The organism is Stenotrophomonas sp. ASS1 (genome assembly GCF_004346925.1).
In the GTDB taxonomy this organism is placed as follows: domain Bacteria; phylum Pseudomonadota; class Gammaproteobacteria; order Xanthomonadales; family Xanthomonadaceae; genus Stenotrophomonas; species Stenotrophomonas maltophilia_A.
In genome coordinates, this window is sequence record NZ_CP031167.1 from 2,196,566 (window position 1) to 2,212,225 (window position 15,660).

Below are 15,660 nucleotides of genomic sequence, written 5' to 3' on the forward strand. Positions count from 1 at the left end.
ATCCCGCGTCACGTGGCGCGGCCTACGTGTGCAAGGAGCCTTCCATGTCGTTCCGTCCGTCTTTCCGTCTCACATCTCTCGCCGCTGGCCTGTTGCTGGCCGTGACCGCCACCGCACAGCCGGTGTTCGATCAGCCGGCCAACGCCACCTTCAAAGGCGAGGTCGTCTCGCGCGGTGAGAACGTGGTTCCCGGCAGCACTGCCGACGTGGTCGGTCGCGGTTTCGTGCCGGGCCAGAAAGTCAGCCTGCTGCGTGGCGACAGCGTGCTCAACACGCAGCCGCTGGTGGTCGATGCCGATGGCAACTTCAAGACCCAGCTGAGCATTCCGGCCGATGCCGTGCCGGGTACCCACCCGGTGGTGGTGCGCGCCAGCCAGCCGGCTGCAGCCACCGTGCTGAAGCTGCGCGTCTCGCCGCAGCTGCCGCTGTCCGGCCAGGCGCAGTTCGCCACCCAGTCCAACAAGCTGGTGCCGGGCCTGTACCAGTCCGCCTACAGCGCCGCCAGCAACGCGGTATTCGTGACCTCGGCCGTGGGCCGCCCGCCGGTGACCCAGTCGCAGCTGTTGAAGCTGGACCCGAAGTCGCTGAAGGTGACCAAGGCGATCACCCCGGCGCAGGTGCCGGGCAGCACCAATGGTGCGGTGTACGCGGTCTACGGCGTTGGCGTGGATGACACCAACGGCAACGTGTGGGTCACCAATACCCGCCAGAACTCGATCGCGGTCTACCGCCAGAAGGACCTGTCGCTGGTCCACCAGTTCCCGGTCGACACCGTGCCGCACGCGCGCGACGTGGTGGTCGATGGCACCCACGGCAAGGTGTTCGCCTCGGCCACGGGTGAAGACCACCTGTCGGTGTTCGATGCCAAGACCTTCAAGGAGCTGCCGGCAGTGACGCTGGAATCCGGCGTGGATGACGGCAAGTTCACCCCGATGAGCCTGGTGCTGGACGAGAAGGCCGGCAAGCTGTTCACCGTCAGCATCGGCACGCCGGAAGCGGCGGTGATCGATGTGGCCAGTGGCAAGGTCGAGAAGGTCATCGACCTGGGCAACTCGATCAGTGCCTCGGGCGTGGCCTTCGACGCGGCACGCAACCGCCTTTACGTAGCCTCGCAGGGCACTGACAACCTGCTGATCGTCGACGTGGCGGCCGGCAAGGTGCTGCATGACGTGCCGGTCGGCGCCGGTGCGCTGAACGTCGCATTCGATGATGCCTCCGGCCTGGCCTATGTCAGCAACCGTGGCGCTGGCACGGTCACCGTGGTGAACGGTGACGGCAAGGTGGTCGCCAACCTCGACGGCGGCACGCTGCCGAACCACGTCCGCGCCGATGGCAAGGGCAACGTGTTCGCGGTGAACAAGTCGCGTGGCGCCGAAGACCCGAAGGGTGACCGCATCACCCGCATCACCCCGAAGCAGTAAGTCACACGGCAGGGCGGCGTGCGCGTCGCCCTGCCAGCAAGGAGAACGAGCATGAACATCGCGTCCCGTCTGCGCCTCTGTGCGCTTCCATTGGCTGTCTCGCTGGCACTGGCTGCCTGTGGCGGTTCATCGACGCCCTCGGACACCGGCAAGCCGTCTGAGCCTGCCGCCGCGACCGCGGCTGGCGAAGCCGCGTTGCCGGCTGGCTGGCAGCGCGTGGCCGGCACCGACATGCCGGCCGTGCGCGATCAGAAGGCGGTGCTGCCGGCCACGGTGCACTCCGATGATGGCGCCGACGTCCAGGTAGCCGACACCAGCCGCATCATCGCCGGTGGCGACGACGTCATCGCTGTGATCGAGGCGCTGGGACTGGACAAGCAGGTGTTCGCCGCACCGACCAACACCACCACGCAGGCCGGCCTGGCCGCGCCGCACCAGTTCCTGTTCAACCGCACCACGGGCGTGGAGGGCGTGCTGAGCCTGCAGGGCTCGCTGTTCCTCGGCAACAGTCTGCGCCGCCACACCGAACTGGCGAAGAAGCTGCGTGAGGTGGGTGAACCGGCGGTGGTCATCGATGACCTGCAGCCGGCGCCGGACAAGGTGCGCAAGGTCGCCGCCGCACTAGGGCTGGCCGAGGCAGGGCAGGCACTTGCCACACAGGTGCAGCGTCAGCTGGACGAGGCTGCAGCGATTGGCAAGGGCCTGGGCCATGCGCCACGACTGATCCACGTGTCGGCTACCGGCGCCGGTGGCTCACCCACCGTTGCGGGTGCCGACAGTGCGTCGGCGCAACTGATCGCACTGGCGGGCGGCATCAACATCGGTACCGAAGCGGGAGTGAAGAACTACTCGCAGCTGAGCAATGAGGGCGTGGTCGCGGCGGCACCGGAAGTGATCCTGGTGACCGAGCATGACCTGCAGCTGTTCGGCGGTGCCGAAGGCCTGTGGAAGGCGTACCCGACGCTGAAACAGACCCCGGCCGGGCAGGCCAATCGGGTCTGGGTGATGCCGGATGTGCAGCTGAAGTACACCAGCGTCGGTTCCGGTGCTGGCGCGCTGGCGCTGGCCAAGGCCCTGGCGGCGTTGCCGAAGGCATGAGTCCGGCGGATCGGCGCCGCCGTCGCGGACGAATGATGTTGCTGGTGGCGTTGCTGGCACTGCTGGGGGCGGTGCTGGCGTCGTTTGCCGTGGGTCCGTTGCGATTGCCGCCGCTGGAGGTGATGCAGGCGCTGGCGGTCAAACTGGGCCTGCTCGATCCGCAAGCGGTCAGCAGCCGTGATCTGGCGGTGGTCTGGCAGCTGCGCATTCCGCGCGCCCTGCTGGGCGCGATGGTCGGTGCGTCGCTGGCGATGGCCGGCGCCAGCCTGCAGGGCCTGTTCGGCAATCCGCTGGCCGACCCCGGCATCGTCGGTGTCAGCCAGGGCGCGGCACTGGGCGCAGTCGCCGCCATCGTGCTCGGCGCCGCGGGCGCTGCCGGCTGGCTGGTGCCGGTGGCCGCGTTCGCTGGCGGCGCACTGGCCATCGGCCTGACCTACGCGTTGGCCCGGCCGGGCAAGGGGGCGGGCAACGCTACGCTGCTGCTGGTCGGTATCGCGATGGCCGCGTTCTGCTCGGCGTTGATCGGTTTCCTCACTTACATCGCCAGCGAAAGCGAGCTGCAGTCGCTGGTGTTCTGGCAGATGGGCTCGCTGGCGCGCGCCAACTGGGCCGACGTGGCGGCGGTGGTGCCATTGTTCGCCATTGGTGTGTTCGCGCTGCAGCGACTGGCTACGCCGCTGGACATGCTGGCGCTGGGCGAACGCCAGGCACAGCACCTCGGGCTGGATGTGACCCGCACGCGGCGTCGTCTGGTGGCGTTCAGTGCGCTGCTGGTGGGCGCGGCGGTGGCCTTTGCCGGCTCGATCAGCTTCGTTGGCCTGGTGGTGCCGCACGTGGCGCGCCTGCTGGTCGGCCCCGGGCATCGCTGGCTGCTGCCGTTGTCCGGCCTGCTCGGTGCGCTGCTGATCGTGGTGGCCGACACCGCCGCACGCACGCTTGATCCACCCGCGGAGATTCCGCTGGGCTTGTTCTCGGCCGCGCTGGGCGCACCGTTCTTCCTCTGGCTGGTGCTGCAGCAGCGCCGCAAGGCGGCCCCATGAGCGCGCTGCTGAAGCTGCACGAGGTGGTGGTGCGCCGCCAGCAGCGCGAGATCCTGCATGGCATCTCGCTGGCGTTCGAGCCGGGCACGGTGACCGCCCTGGTTGGCCCGAACGGCGCGGGCAAATCCACGCTGTTGGCGGTGGCTGCCGGTGACCTGCGTGCCGACGTGGGTGAGGTGAGCCTGCTGGGCAAGCCCTTGGCCAGCTACAAAGCGGGGCCGCTGGCACGCGAGCGCGCGGTGATGCCGCAGGAGCATGGCGTGCGCTTCGCCTTCAGCGTGGAAGAAGTGGTGGCGATGGGGCGGCTGCCGCATCCGCCGGATCCAGCCGTGGACGACGCCCAGGTGGAAGCGGCAATCGATGCCGCCGAGCTGCAGGCGCTGCGCCTGCGCGAGGTGCAGCAGCTCTCGGGCGGTGAATCGGCCCGGACCACGTTCGCGCGCGTGCTGGCGCAGGACACGCCGCTGCTGCTGCTGGATGAGCCGACTGCAGCGCTGGATCTGCGCCACCAGGAACGCACGCTGCGCAGTGTGCGCGCCTGTGCCGAGGCCGGTGCGTGCGTGATCGTGGTGCTGCACGACCTCAATCTGGCTGCCGGCTATGCCGACCGCATCGTGCTGCTGGAGCAGGGCAGGGTGGCAGCCGATGGCACGCCGTTGCAGGTGCTCACCGAAGACAACCTGCAGCGGGTCTACCAGCAGGATGTGGTGGTGCTGGAGCACCCACGGCGCGGCGTGCCGCTGGTGGTTGTGACCTGAGCGTCCAGTCGTTCTGCGCGGCCACGTATCATGTGCAGTTCGTTTTCTTCAATGGACTGATGTGATGATCTGTTTCTTCCCGCGCGGCGCACTCTTTGCTGCAATGACTGCGGTTGCCGGCGTGGTGAGTGCTGCACCGGCAACCTCCATTTCCCTGATGGATGCGACCGAGCAGGCTTCGCTGATCGAGAGCCGCCATTCCTCCGGCGAGGGCGCTGCGGTGTCGTCGATGAGCACCAGGTACTACGCCAGTGGCGAAATGCATTTCAGCTGGGACGGTCAGCAGGTGCTGACGTTGTGCGAGGGTGCGGTGTATCTCAGGTTTCCCGAGGGCAAGCCAATGATGTTGACCGCAGAGCAGCGTCAGATGTTCGCTTACCAGGCCATGATGTCCAGTCTTGGAGCAATCGCTGCCGTTGGTGCCGCATCGGGCGAATCCCTGGAGGTGGCGGCTGATGGCAGCGGGACCCGCAGCGCGGGGGAGAGTCCATGGGCCTATGGGGTGGAGCGCTTCGATGTGACCACCCAGCGCATGCCGGATGGCGCGGTGCGCGTGCATTCCCGCAAGACCGAGATCGTGAACACGACGCCCCCGGCGCGCCCGGACGATATGTTCAGCACCGAAGACGATCAGGCGGCGCGTCTGTCCGAGTTGGCGCCGGTCGGCAGCTGGACCGAGGTGGTGGTCCATGGCGGCCCGCGCCAGGCGCAGGTGGATCCGGCGATGTCGTTGAAGGGATGGATCTCGATGGGGGACGACCAGGCTGCGACCGTGGCTGAGGCGCGCAAGCTGCATGAGTGCAAGTGAGCTGAGCTGGGGTCAGGGCCCTTTGCCCGTGGCAAAGGGATCCGACCCCGAGACCCGTCGGCCTCATTGTTCTATTAATGTGCGCAATATTCACTTGCGCGCCAGATTGGCAGGTCTAGAATGCGCCCCATGAACCGGATGCCGCTCCTGAAGTTTTTCACCCTGACCCGCGCAAGCGCGGAACGGGCGTGTCTGCCTGGAGCCCCGCGAGGCCGTTGAGACGGTCATCGCTGGAACTTCGACAGAGCGCCCTCCGGGGCGCTCTTTTCGTTTCCGCAGTTCCATTCCCCATAACCCGCTGTACCGCAAGGAGAACGTGCCATGCACCAGATCGCCGAGACCGAACGCTAGCCGCGCACCCTGTCGCCAACCGGGGTGCGCGGCCCCTGGAGTTGGCTTTGCAGGAACCTCTTTATGAACACCCAGACCCTTTCCCACCGTCGCAACCTCGGCATCATTGCCCACATCGACGCTGGCAAGACCACGCTGACCGAACGCCTGCTGTGGAAAAGCGGCGAGATCCATCGCGTCGGCGAAGTGCACGACGGCAATGCGACCACCGATTTCTCGGCGATCGAACGCGAACGTGGCATCACCATCGGCGCTGCCGCCGTACAGGCGCAGTGGGCGCCGCGCGACCTGCCGCCGCATCGGCTGACGCTGATCGACACTCCCGGCCACATCGACTTCGCCATTGAAGTCGAGCGTTCGCTGCGTGTGCTCGACGGCGCCGTGGCGGTGTTCTCGGCCGTGGACGGTGTGCAGCCGCAGTCGGAAACCGTGTGGCGCCAGGCGCGTCGCCATCGCGTGCCGCTGATCGCCTTCGTCAACAAGATGGATCGCATCGGCGCCGCGTTCGAACGCGTGCTGGAGCAGCTGCAGGACAAGCTGAGGGCGCGGCCGTGGGCGCTCGGTGTGCCACTGGGCAGCGAAAGCGACTTCAACGGCTGGGTCGACCTGGTCGATGAGCGTGTGCTGCACTGGCAGGATGGTGCCGTAACCACGGTGACCCCGTGGGACGCCGCCGCGCGCACCGTGTGGCAGCCGCAGCGCGACGCACTGGTCGAGGCCGTGGCCGACCACGACGAACTTCTGGCCGATGCCTGGCTGGAAGGTCGCGCGATCGATGCCGAACAGCTGCGCGCGGCGATCCGACGGGCGACGCTGGCCGGTGCGGGCGTGCCGGTATTGGCCGGTGCGGCCTTCAAGGACAAGGGCATCGAGACGCTGCTGGACGCGGTGGTCGATTACCTGCCGTCGCCGCTGGATCGGCCTGCCGTGACCGCCGAAAGCGAGAGCGGCGAGGTGGTGCTGCCGCCGGATCCGGACGGTCCGCTGGCCGGTCTGCTGTTCAAGATCACCCACCAGCAGCACGGTGCGCTGAGCTTCGTGCGGCTGTACTCGGGCACCTTGAAGGTCGGTGATGCCGTGGCCAGTTCGCAGCATCCGCAGGGTCGACGTGTCAGTCGCCTGGTGCGGGTGCAGGCCGACCAGACCCACGACATCGAACAGGCCGTGGCCGGTGACATCGTTGCGGTGCTGGGCTGGAAGGACGCGGTCAGCGGTGAAACGCTGAGTGGCCGTGCGCAGCCGCTGCGCCTGGAGAACATCCAGGCACAGGCGCCAGTGCTGGCCTGGCGGCTGGAGCCGGCGCGTGCGGCCGACCTGATCCGGATGGCGCAGGGCCTGGCCAGCCTGGCCCAGGAAGATCCCTCGTTCCGCGTCGAAACCGATCGCGACACGGCGGAGACCCTGGTCTGGGGCATGGGCGAGCTGCACCTGGAGGTGATGGTCGAGCGCCTGCGCAGCGAGTGGAAGGTCGAGGTGGGCGTAGGTTCGCCGCGCGTGGCCTACCAGGAGACACCGCTGCGAGCGATGACCGGCGTGGTGGGGCGGCTGGTCAAGCAGACCGGTGGCCAGGGCCAGTTCGCGCACGTGGTGCTGGATGTGTCGCCGCGCGAGGACGACCAGGTCGTGTTCAACGACCGCATCGTCGGTGGCGTGGTGCCGCGCAGCTTCATCGCGGCGGTGGAGAAGGGCGTGCGTGCCGCGCTGTCGGAAGGTCCGCAGGGCCATCCGGTGGTCGGTATCGAGGTCAGTCTTGTCGATGGCCAGACCCATGCCAAGGACTCGTCGGAGATGGCGTTCCACCGTGCCGGTGCCGAGGCGGTCAAGGCGGCACTGGTGGAGGGCGGTACGCAGCTGCTGGAGCCGGTGATGGCGGTGACGGTGCATTCGCCGTCGGCGTCGGTGGGTGATGTGGTGGGCGATCTCAACCGTCGCCATGGTCGCATTGCCCGCATCGACGACCAGGACGGTCGCGCCGAGGTCAATGGTTTCGCACCGCTGGCGCAGCTGGTGGGGTACACCACATCACTGCGTTCGCTCAGCCAGGGGCGGGCCAGCAGTGAGGCGCACCTGCATGGTTACGAGCCGGTACGCGCTGCGTAAGGAAAGGCGAGGGGAGCCCGTGAGCGGGCTCCCTTTTTTGTAGGCGTTGGTGGGGTTCCGTATCCACGCATGGCGTGGATCTACTGCGAAGCGGCGCGAATGATGAATCCGCATCAGCACGCGAGTATTTGCACTGCATTGCAACAAAACTGCAGAAAAAGCTGGATTAAAGTGATGCCTCACGATAAATTGCGCACCCCCCGTTGCTCGCCGCCGCCCGCACCCCTCTCATGCGTGATGACAAAGACCCCGGAACCCTGGAGCTGACCCTGCCGCGAAAGCGCGGTCGTCCGCCCAAGTTCGGGTACGCAATGAGTGACGCGCAGCGCGCAGCGCGCTACCGCGCGCGCCGGGCCGGGCAGGCCAACCACGCCGATGTGCGCTCCTGCTCGGACATGGTGCTGCTGGACAAGATCCGCGCTGCGGTGAGCGCGCGCGACACCGAGCTGGCCGGGTTCCTGGTCCACGTCCTCTGGCAGCGCTACCCCCTGCAGTTGAAATAGGCCGTCGGTGGGGTGGCCGTTGTCATCGAGCTTGTTGATAATGCGGGATTCAGGTTGTTCCCGCTGGCGCGCCCGGGATGGCAGGCGCGCATGATCGAACGGTTCCCAAGATGACGACCACCAGCGACACCACCACCGAAGCGGCGCCGAGCAGCGCCCCCCTGTTCTACACCCGTCCGGTGCCGCTGCAGGCCGATGTGCATGCCGATCTGCGCATCCTGCCGGGCAGGCTCGAGTTTGCCGCCGGCAACAACGCCATTCCGCTGGTGCTGGGCGAGTTCTCGCTGGCCCTGCACCACTTCCCGATCCTGTTCGCCGGCCCGACCGCCGTGCCGATGGCAGCCGTGGGCGTGTCCGACCAGAACCTGTTCATCAAGGACGGCCTGTGGGAAGACGAGGCCTATATCCCGGCCTACCTGCGTCGCCACCCCTTCATCTTCATCGACACCGGTGCAGACAACGACTTCCTGCTGGGCATCGACGAAGAGAGCGCGCGCGTGGTCAAGGGCGGTGACGAAGGCCAGCCGCTGTTCGTTGATGGCAAGGCCACCGACATGGTGCAGCAGGCGTTGGAGTTCTGCGGCCAGTACACCCGCGAGCACGAACAGACCCAGGCCTTCTCCAAGGCGCTGATCGACAACGGCCTGCTGGTCGAGCGCAACGCCACCGTCCGCACTCCGGATGGCCGCGAGTTCAATCTCAACGGCTTCCTGGTGGTGGACGTCGAGAAGTTCGTAGCGCTGCCGGAAGCGACCGTGGTCGAGTGGCACCGCAGCGGCTGGCTGGCGCTGATCCACCAGCACCTGATGTCGCTGGGTCGCTTCAATGACCTGACCCGTCGCCAGGTCGAGCGCCTGGCGGCCTGATCAGGCCGATGGTGCGGCTTCCGCCTTGCGGGAGCCGTGCCACTGCTGCAATCCCCGCAGCAGTCGCCGCGCCTCGACCCAGTCAGGCGCGGCCTCATGCCCCAGTTCCCACAGGTCGGCCGCTGTGCCGGCCTGATCCGTTGCCCGGCACATCTGCAGCGTTCCCTGCAGCCGATGTGCATGATGGCGCAGTGTCGAGGTATCGGCGTCCTGCACGGCCTGTTCAATCCTGGCCAGCTCATGGGCAATGTCCGCAGCGTAATCCGGCTCGGCGCCAGGGGTGTCATCGGGCGCGGTGCCGTGCGCCGAGGGCGGCAGGTCCAGCGCCTGCAGCAGGCTCGCAACCTGCAGCGGCTTGACCAGGATGGCGTCGAAGCCGGCCCTTCGGCAGCGTGCCGCGTGCCGGCGCCCCATGCGGGCGGACAGGGCAATCACTCGCAGAGGTGCCTGTGCCTGCGCGCGCAGCTGCTGCGCCAGTGCATAGCCATCCGAGCCGCGAAGCCCGATATCCAGTACTACCGTGCCGCGCGGTCGTAGCGCATGCTCGGCCAATGCGGCGTCGGCATCGGCAACCGCGCGTACGTCGGCGCCCAGCCGACGCAGTTGCTCTGCGACGACATGCCGGCTGAGTGCATGATCTTCGACAAGGAGCAGGTCGATGCCGGTCAGTGGCGTCTGCTGCAGCGGCTCGATGGGCGGCTGATCGCCGTGAACGGCGCGGACCGGCAATCGCAGGGTGAAACGGCTGCCGCGCCCATGCACGCTGTGTGCGGTCAGGTTGCCGCCCATGGCAACGGCCAGTTCGTGCGCAATCGTCAGGCCCAGTCCGCTGCCGCCACGTCTCTGGCCATCCTCGTTCTGCTGGAATGGTCGGAACAGAAGCGCCAGTTGAGCGGGTGCGATGCCGATGCCGCTGTCGATCACATCCAGCAACAGCTCCCGGGGAGACAGGGCGGGTTGTAGTTGCAGGCGCACCTCGATACCGCCGACATCGGTGAATTTCAATGCATTGCCCAGCAGGTTGTCGACAATCTGACGCAGTCCATCAGCATCGAGCACAACCACTGGCGCTGGATCGGGCCCGCGATCCAACTGGAGTGACAGCCCTCTCCGCAGTGCCTCCGGCCGGATTGCTTCCAGTGCACGGGCACAGAGTTGGCCGACGTCGCAGGGCGTGGGATGCGGCCTGAAGCTGCCGCTGGCAAGGCGCGAGAACGCCAGCGAGCGATCGAGCAGCCTGCGCAGCGAGTGGCCGGCGGCAAGCGCAGCCGCGAGCAGTTCACGCTGCCCCTTGGGCAGGTGTGACTGGCTCAGCAGGTCGATCGAAGCCAGTACTGTCTGCGCGGAATTGCGCACTTCATGGCTGATCATTCCCGCCGCGCGCCCGAGGCGTTGTTCCGCGCGGCCGATTCGCCAGCGTAACGCCTGCCAGAGCACGGGCAGGCCGATGAGTGCCGCGGCCAGACACAGCAGCCAGAGCAGGAGCGGGGAACGCACCCGATCCAGTGCGCTCTCGATGGATGTGGGCAGCATCTGCTGCGCCCACAACTCCAGCAGGCCTGCGTGCTCTTCGAGGGTGATGGCGCGCAGCGCCTGATCGATGCGCGCCAGCAGCTGCTGGTCCTCCCGGCGGACAAGCAGGTGCAAATCGGTGGAGAATCCGCTGTCGAACGGGTGCAATTGCAGGTTTCCCGTGAAGTGCTGCCGGATCATCGAGTGCAGCGTTGCTTCCAGCCCGATCGCAGCATCGGCGTTGCCGCTTTCAACAGCGGCCAGGGCCGCATGGCGGTCGGGGAGATGCAGGAGGTGGATCCGGGGGTGGTGGATCGTCAGCCAGTCGGCATAGGGACCGCCTTCAACTACGGCCAGCAGCTGCGCCCTCACACCGGTAATGTCACGGGGCGGGTGCTCGCCTTTACGCACAGCCAATACCGTCTTGCCGCCATGGAAGGCGCCGGAGGCCCTCAGGTCGGGACAGGGAAGCGGGTGATGCGAGGGGCTGCCCATGACCAGCACCAGGTCGGCCTCGTCCCGGCAGACGGCAGCGACCGCTGCGCTCGTGCTGGGGTAGTTGAGATCGCGGAAGCGCAGGCCGGAATGCCGAGCCACAAGCTTGGCATAGCCATGGGCGAGGGTGGGCAGTGCGCTTGAATCCGCCAGCGTTGGGGGGAGCGGTCGCAATGATGGCGCGGTGGCAACCCGCACTTCGCGGCCGGCGGACCATCTCCGCAACTGTGCATCCTCGGCCGATGCAGCCGGCAGCAGGATCAGGGCCAGCAACAACGTGCACGACGTGCGCAGACGGAGGCGAACGCGCCGCCTCATTGGATCTCCAGCTGCTGCCGCAGTGCATAGATCTCCGCATCATTGCGCAACCCGAGCTTGCGCAGGGCCGCGACCTTCTGGGTACTGACCGTCTTGACGCTGCGGTGGCGACGCAGCGCGATTTCCGAGACAGTCAGGCCGGCCAGGAGCAGGTCCAGCACTTCGCGTTCATTGCGGCTGAGTTCCTCGCGGCACGCCGGGAACAGGCAATCGGCAGGGAGGCGGCACAGCCCCTGCGAGATGCGCACGATGGCATCAGACAGCATCTCCAGGGGCTCGGACTTGCTGACTACGCCGGAGATGCCGGTCGCCAGCAGGTGGTCGATGCGGGTGGATGGCGTCAGCGTGGCGAAGGCGAGCAGGGGAATATGTGGGAAGCACTCGCGCAGCAGCGGAACCAGCTCATCACTGCTGCGGTCGCCAGGCGCCAGGGTGAGATCGATGATGGCGACATCCACTGCCAACTGGCGCAGGCTGCCGATGAGCTCATCGCTGCGGGTGTGGCTGGCGACAATGCTGAAGCGGACGTCGTGGGACAGGTGCAGGGCGGTGCCGCGGCGGACGATTTCGTGATCGTCGAGGAGTGCCAGCCGCAGTCGGCGCGGTGCAGGATATCCATTCATGCGCAGGGAGGTGATCGGCGCCCGCAGGGCGTGGCGATCATTCTGGCGCCGCTGTCGCGTCGAGCATCGAACTTGTTGGAATTTTGCGATTATTCCTAAGAATCGATGCGTAAAGCCCATCAATTCAATGCCGCCGATTGATGAGGTGGATCGTCAGTACCCAATCAAGCGCTTCGGGGTACTTCGCTCGCGCTGCGCAGGTCGCGGGCCATTTCGCTGGTCGCAGCCCATCCGAGATCCGCATACAGTGGTTTCCCTTGGGTGGTAGCGTGCAGCACCGCGTAGGCCACCGCTCGTCCGGCGAATGCATGGTCGGCCAGTTTCATCAGTTGGCGGGCGATGCCGCGACGCCGATAGCCGGGCTCCACGTAGACATTGAGTACGTAGCCGCGCGTGTCCTGCTCTGGATGGGCGGGGTGGGGCGGCCAGTCGATCAGCATCAGGCCAATGCCTGCGATGGGTTGTCCATTGTCGGAAAGGACATGGCCGAAGTAGTCGCCTGACACCAGGCGCGGTTCGAGCCAGGTACGGAACGGGGCCGCCATCTGCTGAAGGATCTCTTCGCTCCGGCCGCTTTCACGGAACATCGCTTCTCGGTGAGCGCAGATGAGGTCGAGGTCGCACGGAAGGATCTGCCGGACTTCGAATCCATTCCAGGAGGTTGTGATGGCATCGTCCGCGGGGCTGTTCATCGATCGTGTATCCGTTCCGGCCTTGCTGGCCTGCCCAGCATCGTATCTGCAGGGCGCGTCGCGAGTGCACCACGTTGCAATGATTGATGATCGACTGATGCTCCAGGACGATCGACCCGGGCAGAAGGTGCCGCGTCATCGCACCGATTGCGGCACCCGCCTCAGCTTGCGGGTGTCGTAACCCATGGCCGCAATCCGCTCGACCGCCTGCTGGTAGTCACTGTCCGACACCTGCGGGGTGCGGGCCATGTACCAGACGTAATCGCGCTTGCTTCGTGCCACGATGGTCTGGCGGTAGCTTTCATCGAGCCAGGCGATCACGTACTCAGCCTGGATCGGCCAGATGAACTGCATGCCCCAGACCGCGCCGTTGCCTTCCTTCTCGACACGGCCGATGGGGTGCATGGACTTCTGTGGCGCTTCGAAGCTGCCTTTGCGGTACGTGAAGGTGGTCTGGATGCGTCCATCGGGGCGCAGGGCATAGCTCTCCACGGCGTCGAAGGCTTCGCGCTCAGGGCGCGACGGGATATGCGCGATCACGTACCAGTCGCCCATGAAACGCGGCACGTCCACCGCGGATGGACGCGGCAAGGGGCGGGTGTCACTCGCGCTGCAGCCGGACCCGAACAGGCCCACCGCGATCAGGGGGAGCAGCGGAAACATGCGCATCGGGCACCTCAGCGGGGTCGGAACAGATAGTGGGCCACCAGCCACTGCTGGCCGTCGTCGTAGCCGAACAGCTCGGCGCATGCCATCCAGAACATCCGCCAGCGCTGCCACCAGACCTTCGCTGCAGCCTGGCCATAGGTGGCGATCAACACCGGCATCACCCGCTCGCGGGCTGCATCCTGGTTGGCCAGCCAGTGGTCGGCCGTGCGCTGGTAATGGGTGCCGTCCAGCAACCACCGTTGCTCCAGGCGCAGGTCGCGCTGGAAATGCAGCAGCGTGTCGGCCGCCGGCATCAGTCCGCCGGTAAAGAAGTGGCGACCCATCCAGTTGTCGCCGCCGTCTGTCTCGAACGGATACATCAGTGTGCGATGGGCGAAGATGTGCACGAACAGTGCACCGTCCGGTTTCAGCCACCGTGCGATGCCTGCCAGCAGGCGCTGGTAGTTGCGTACGTGCTCGAACATCTCCACCGAGACACAGCGGTCGAACCGGGCCGTCGGCAGGTCAAGCTGGTTGACGTCGCGGGTCATCACCTCGACGTTGCCCAGGCCGCGCGCCTCGCACTGCGCCATGATGTACTGGCGCTGGCTGTGCGAGTTGGAGACGGCGGTGATATGCGCCTGCGGGTAACGTTCTGCCATCCACAGGGTCAATGAGCCCCAGCCGCAGCCCAGCTCAAGTATCTGCTGGCCATCGGCCAGTCCGGCGCGCTGGCCGTACAGTTCCAGCATGGCGTCCTCGGCCTGGTCCAGCGTTTCGCGCCCGGTGGCGTAGTAGCAGCTGCTGTACTTCAGCCGCTTGCCCAGGCAGGCCTGGAAGAATGCCGCGGGAACTTCGTAGTGCTGGCGGTTGGCCGCTTCGGTATGCAGCGCGAGTGGGCTGTCGGCCAGCTCGGCGATGCGCTGGCTGAAGCGTGCCGATTGGCCTTCGATGCCGCCTTCGCTTTCCTCATGCAGGCGTTGCGCGCACAAGCGGCGGATGCCCGCACGCAGCGCCGCATCGGGCACCAGCCCACGTTCGGCCCAGGCGATCAACCCGGTTTCCGCATCTTCGGCTGGGTTCAGTGACGGGATCGCGCTCATGCGGCATGCTCCTTGGAAGAACGGGGAAACCAGGGAAAGAACATCGGTGTACTGCGCTGGTAGGCGCGATAGTCGTCGCCGCGGCTGCGCAGCGCCTGTTTCTCGGTGAATGGAATGCCGCTCAGATAGCGCAGGAACACGTACATCAGCAGCGGGCCGGCCCAGGCCAGCCACCACAGTGGCGAGCCGACCGCGAGCAGGACATAAGTGAACCAGTGCAGCCACTCGAAGAAGTAGTTGGGGTGGCGGGAGTAACGCCAGAGCCCCTCGCGGCAGGTGCGGCCCTTGTTCGCTGGATTCGCGCGGAACCGGGCCAGTTGATGGTCGGCCAGGCTCTCGCCGCCGACGCTCAGCAGCCAGACGAGTGCGGCGGCCACGATCCACAACGTCGTGCTTGTCTGCGGATTGTCAGCCACCGCGACGAAGGGCAAGGCGAACAGCACGACCAGCAGCGCCTGGGCCATGAAGAAGCCGAAGATCTTGCCTTGATGCCCTTGCCAGTGCTCGCGCAGATAACGGTAGCGGCCGTCTTCCTGTTCGTGGCGGACCCGGTGCCACAGGTGCAAGGCGAGTCGACTGCCCCACAGGCCACCGAGCACGCCGAGCGCCATCCGTGGCGCCGCCGCACCATCGCCGAGCCACGCCAGCAACAGGGCTGATGCGCCCACGCCCTTGGCCCAGAGCACATCGACCACGCCGATGTTGTCGTGGCGGCGCTGCCAGGCCCAACCCCAGCTCATCACAAGTACGGCATACAGCAGGACCCACAACAGATTGATCATGACGGTGCTCCTGCCAAGGGCGGCGGGAGGGTGCGGGAGCCGCGACGAGCGGCCATGCACAGCAGCGAAAGCGCGATGCTCCAGCCCACACCCAGCACCAGCAGGCCCTGCCACAGCGGCGCAGTGAAACGGACCGCCTCGAAACCGCGCGCTGCGGAGAGATACGCCAGCGGGGCCAGCAACAGGCCGAACAGGGCTGGCAGGGCAGGGTGGCGCAGCAGGAAGCGCATCGACGTGGTCAGCGTCATCGCAAACGCGGCCCACAACGCCATGATCCAAAGGGGCGGAGTCCAGCCCGGCGGGGCAGCAGCGTAGCGCACGGCGCCGCTGGCGGCGGCACTGGCGTCGACCAGCCACGCGCAGGCCAGCGCCAGCAGCATCAGCCGAAGGTCCAGTCGAGGGTGCGGTGAAGTCAGCAGCTGGCTGCCGATATAGATCGTTGCGGCCAGCAGCGCCGGCCACTGCCAGCCTCGCCCTGCGCCGGCCACGGCACACAGCCAGACCAGCTGGTTGCCAAGCAGATTGGTCCAGAACCGGCGCAT

Annotated in this window: 15 protein-coding genes; 8 read left to right on the plus strand and 7 right to left on the minus strand. The window is 66.8% G+C overall.

Features of this window, described 5'->3' with window-relative positions; translation table 11 throughout:
• The first annotated feature begins 44 nt into the window (after positions 1-44).
• The 8 genes from MG068_RS10370 (at position 45) to MG068_RS10405 (ending at position 8,945) form a co-directional block, all read left to right on the plus strand.
• Positions 45-1,421 (plus strand): YncE family protein, encoded by a 1,377-nt coding sequence (locus MG068_RS10370; RefSeq protein WP_132810086.1) that lies wholly within the window; start codon positions 45-47, stop codon positions 1,419-1,421.
• 51 nt (positions 1,422-1,472) lie between these two features.
• A complete protein-coding gene (locus MG068_RS10375; RefSeq protein ID WP_132810087.1) occupies positions 1,473-2,519 on the plus strand; it encodes a heme/hemin ABC transporter substrate-binding protein in 1,047 nt (348 codons plus the stop codon).
• Positions 2,516-3,559 (plus strand): FecCD family ABC transporter permease, encoded by a 1,044-nt coding sequence (locus MG068_RS10380; protein ID WP_132810088.1) that lies wholly within the window; start codon positions 2,516-2,518, stop codon positions 3,557-3,559. The genes MG068_RS10375 and MG068_RS10380 overlap by 4 nt, the downstream gene beginning before the upstream one ends.
• Entirely contained in the window at positions 3,556-4,317 is a 762-nt protein-coding gene (locus MG068_RS10385) for a heme ABC transporter ATP-binding protein (RefSeq protein WP_071227416.1), read from the plus strand. The genes MG068_RS10380 and MG068_RS10385 overlap by 4 nt, the downstream gene beginning before the upstream one ends.
• Positions 4,318-4,381: 64 nt before the next feature.
• Positions 4,382-5,125, plus strand: coding sequence for a hypothetical protein (locus tag MG068_RS10390; protein WP_132810089.1), 744 nt, complete (start codon positions 4,382-4,384; stop codon positions 5,123-5,125).
• Between the two features lie 414 nt (positions 5,126-5,539).
• Positions 5,540-7,576, plus strand: coding sequence for an elongation factor G (gene fusA / locus MG068_RS10395; RefSeq protein ID WP_132810090.1), 2,037 nt, complete (start codon positions 5,540-5,542; stop codon positions 7,574-7,576).
• Positions 7,577-7,806: 230 nt separating this feature from the next.
• A complete protein-coding gene (locus tag MG068_RS10400; RefSeq protein WP_005409616.1) occupies positions 7,807-8,079 on the plus strand; it encodes a hypothetical protein in 273 nt (90 codons plus the stop codon).
• A gap of 110 nt (positions 8,080-8,189) precedes the next feature.
• Positions 8,190-8,945 carry a SapC family protein gene (locus MG068_RS10405; protein ID WP_032127340.1) on the plus strand — a complete coding sequence of 252 codons (756 nt, stop codon included), beginning with the start codon at positions 8,190-8,192 and terminating at the stop codon, positions 8,943-8,945.
• On the opposite strand, the gene MG068_RS10410 is transcribed toward MG068_RS10405, so the two are convergent.
• The 7 genes from MG068_RS10410 to MG068_RS10440 form a co-directional block, all read right to left on the minus strand.
• Positions 8,946-11,270 carry an ATP-binding protein gene (locus MG068_RS10410; RefSeq protein WP_081352231.1) on the minus strand — a complete coding sequence of 775 codons (2,325 nt, stop codon included), beginning with the start codon at positions 11,268-11,270 and terminating at the stop codon, positions 8,946-8,948. It abuts the gene before it with no gap.
• Entirely contained in the window at positions 11,267-11,893 is a 627-nt protein-coding gene (locus MG068_RS10415) for a LuxR C-terminal-related transcriptional regulator (RefSeq protein ID WP_049399337.1), read from the minus strand. The genes MG068_RS10410 and MG068_RS10415 overlap by 4 nt, the downstream gene beginning before the upstream one ends.
• A 164-nt stretch (positions 11,894-12,057) precedes the next feature.
• Positions 12,058-12,585, minus strand: coding sequence for a GNAT family N-acetyltransferase (locus tag MG068_RS10420; RefSeq protein WP_032127338.1), 528 nt, complete (start codon positions 12,583-12,585; stop codon positions 12,058-12,060).
• A 135-nt stretch (positions 12,586-12,720) separates the two neighbouring features.
• A complete protein-coding gene (locus MG068_RS10425) occupies positions 12,721-13,254 on the minus strand; it encodes a lipocalin family protein (protein ID WP_132810091.1) in 534 nt (177 codons plus the stop codon).
• A gap of 8 nt (positions 13,255-13,262) precedes the next feature.
• A complete protein-coding gene (locus MG068_RS10430; protein WP_132810092.1) occupies positions 13,263-14,336 on the minus strand; it encodes an SAM-dependent methyltransferase in 1,074 nt (357 codons plus the stop codon).
• The gene (locus tag MG068_RS10435; protein WP_132810093.1) at positions 14,333-15,118 is read right to left on the minus strand and encodes a DUF1295 domain-containing protein; all 786 of its coding nucleotides are present in this window, start codon (positions 15,116-15,118) and stop codon (positions 14,333-14,335) included. Before MG068_RS10435 ends, MG068_RS10430 begins: the two co-directional genes overlap by 4 nt.
• Entirely contained in the window at positions 15,115-15,660 is a 546-nt protein-coding gene (locus MG068_RS10440) for a DUF2878 domain-containing protein (protein WP_132810094.1), read from the minus strand. Before MG068_RS10440 ends, MG068_RS10435 begins: the two co-directional genes overlap by 4 nt.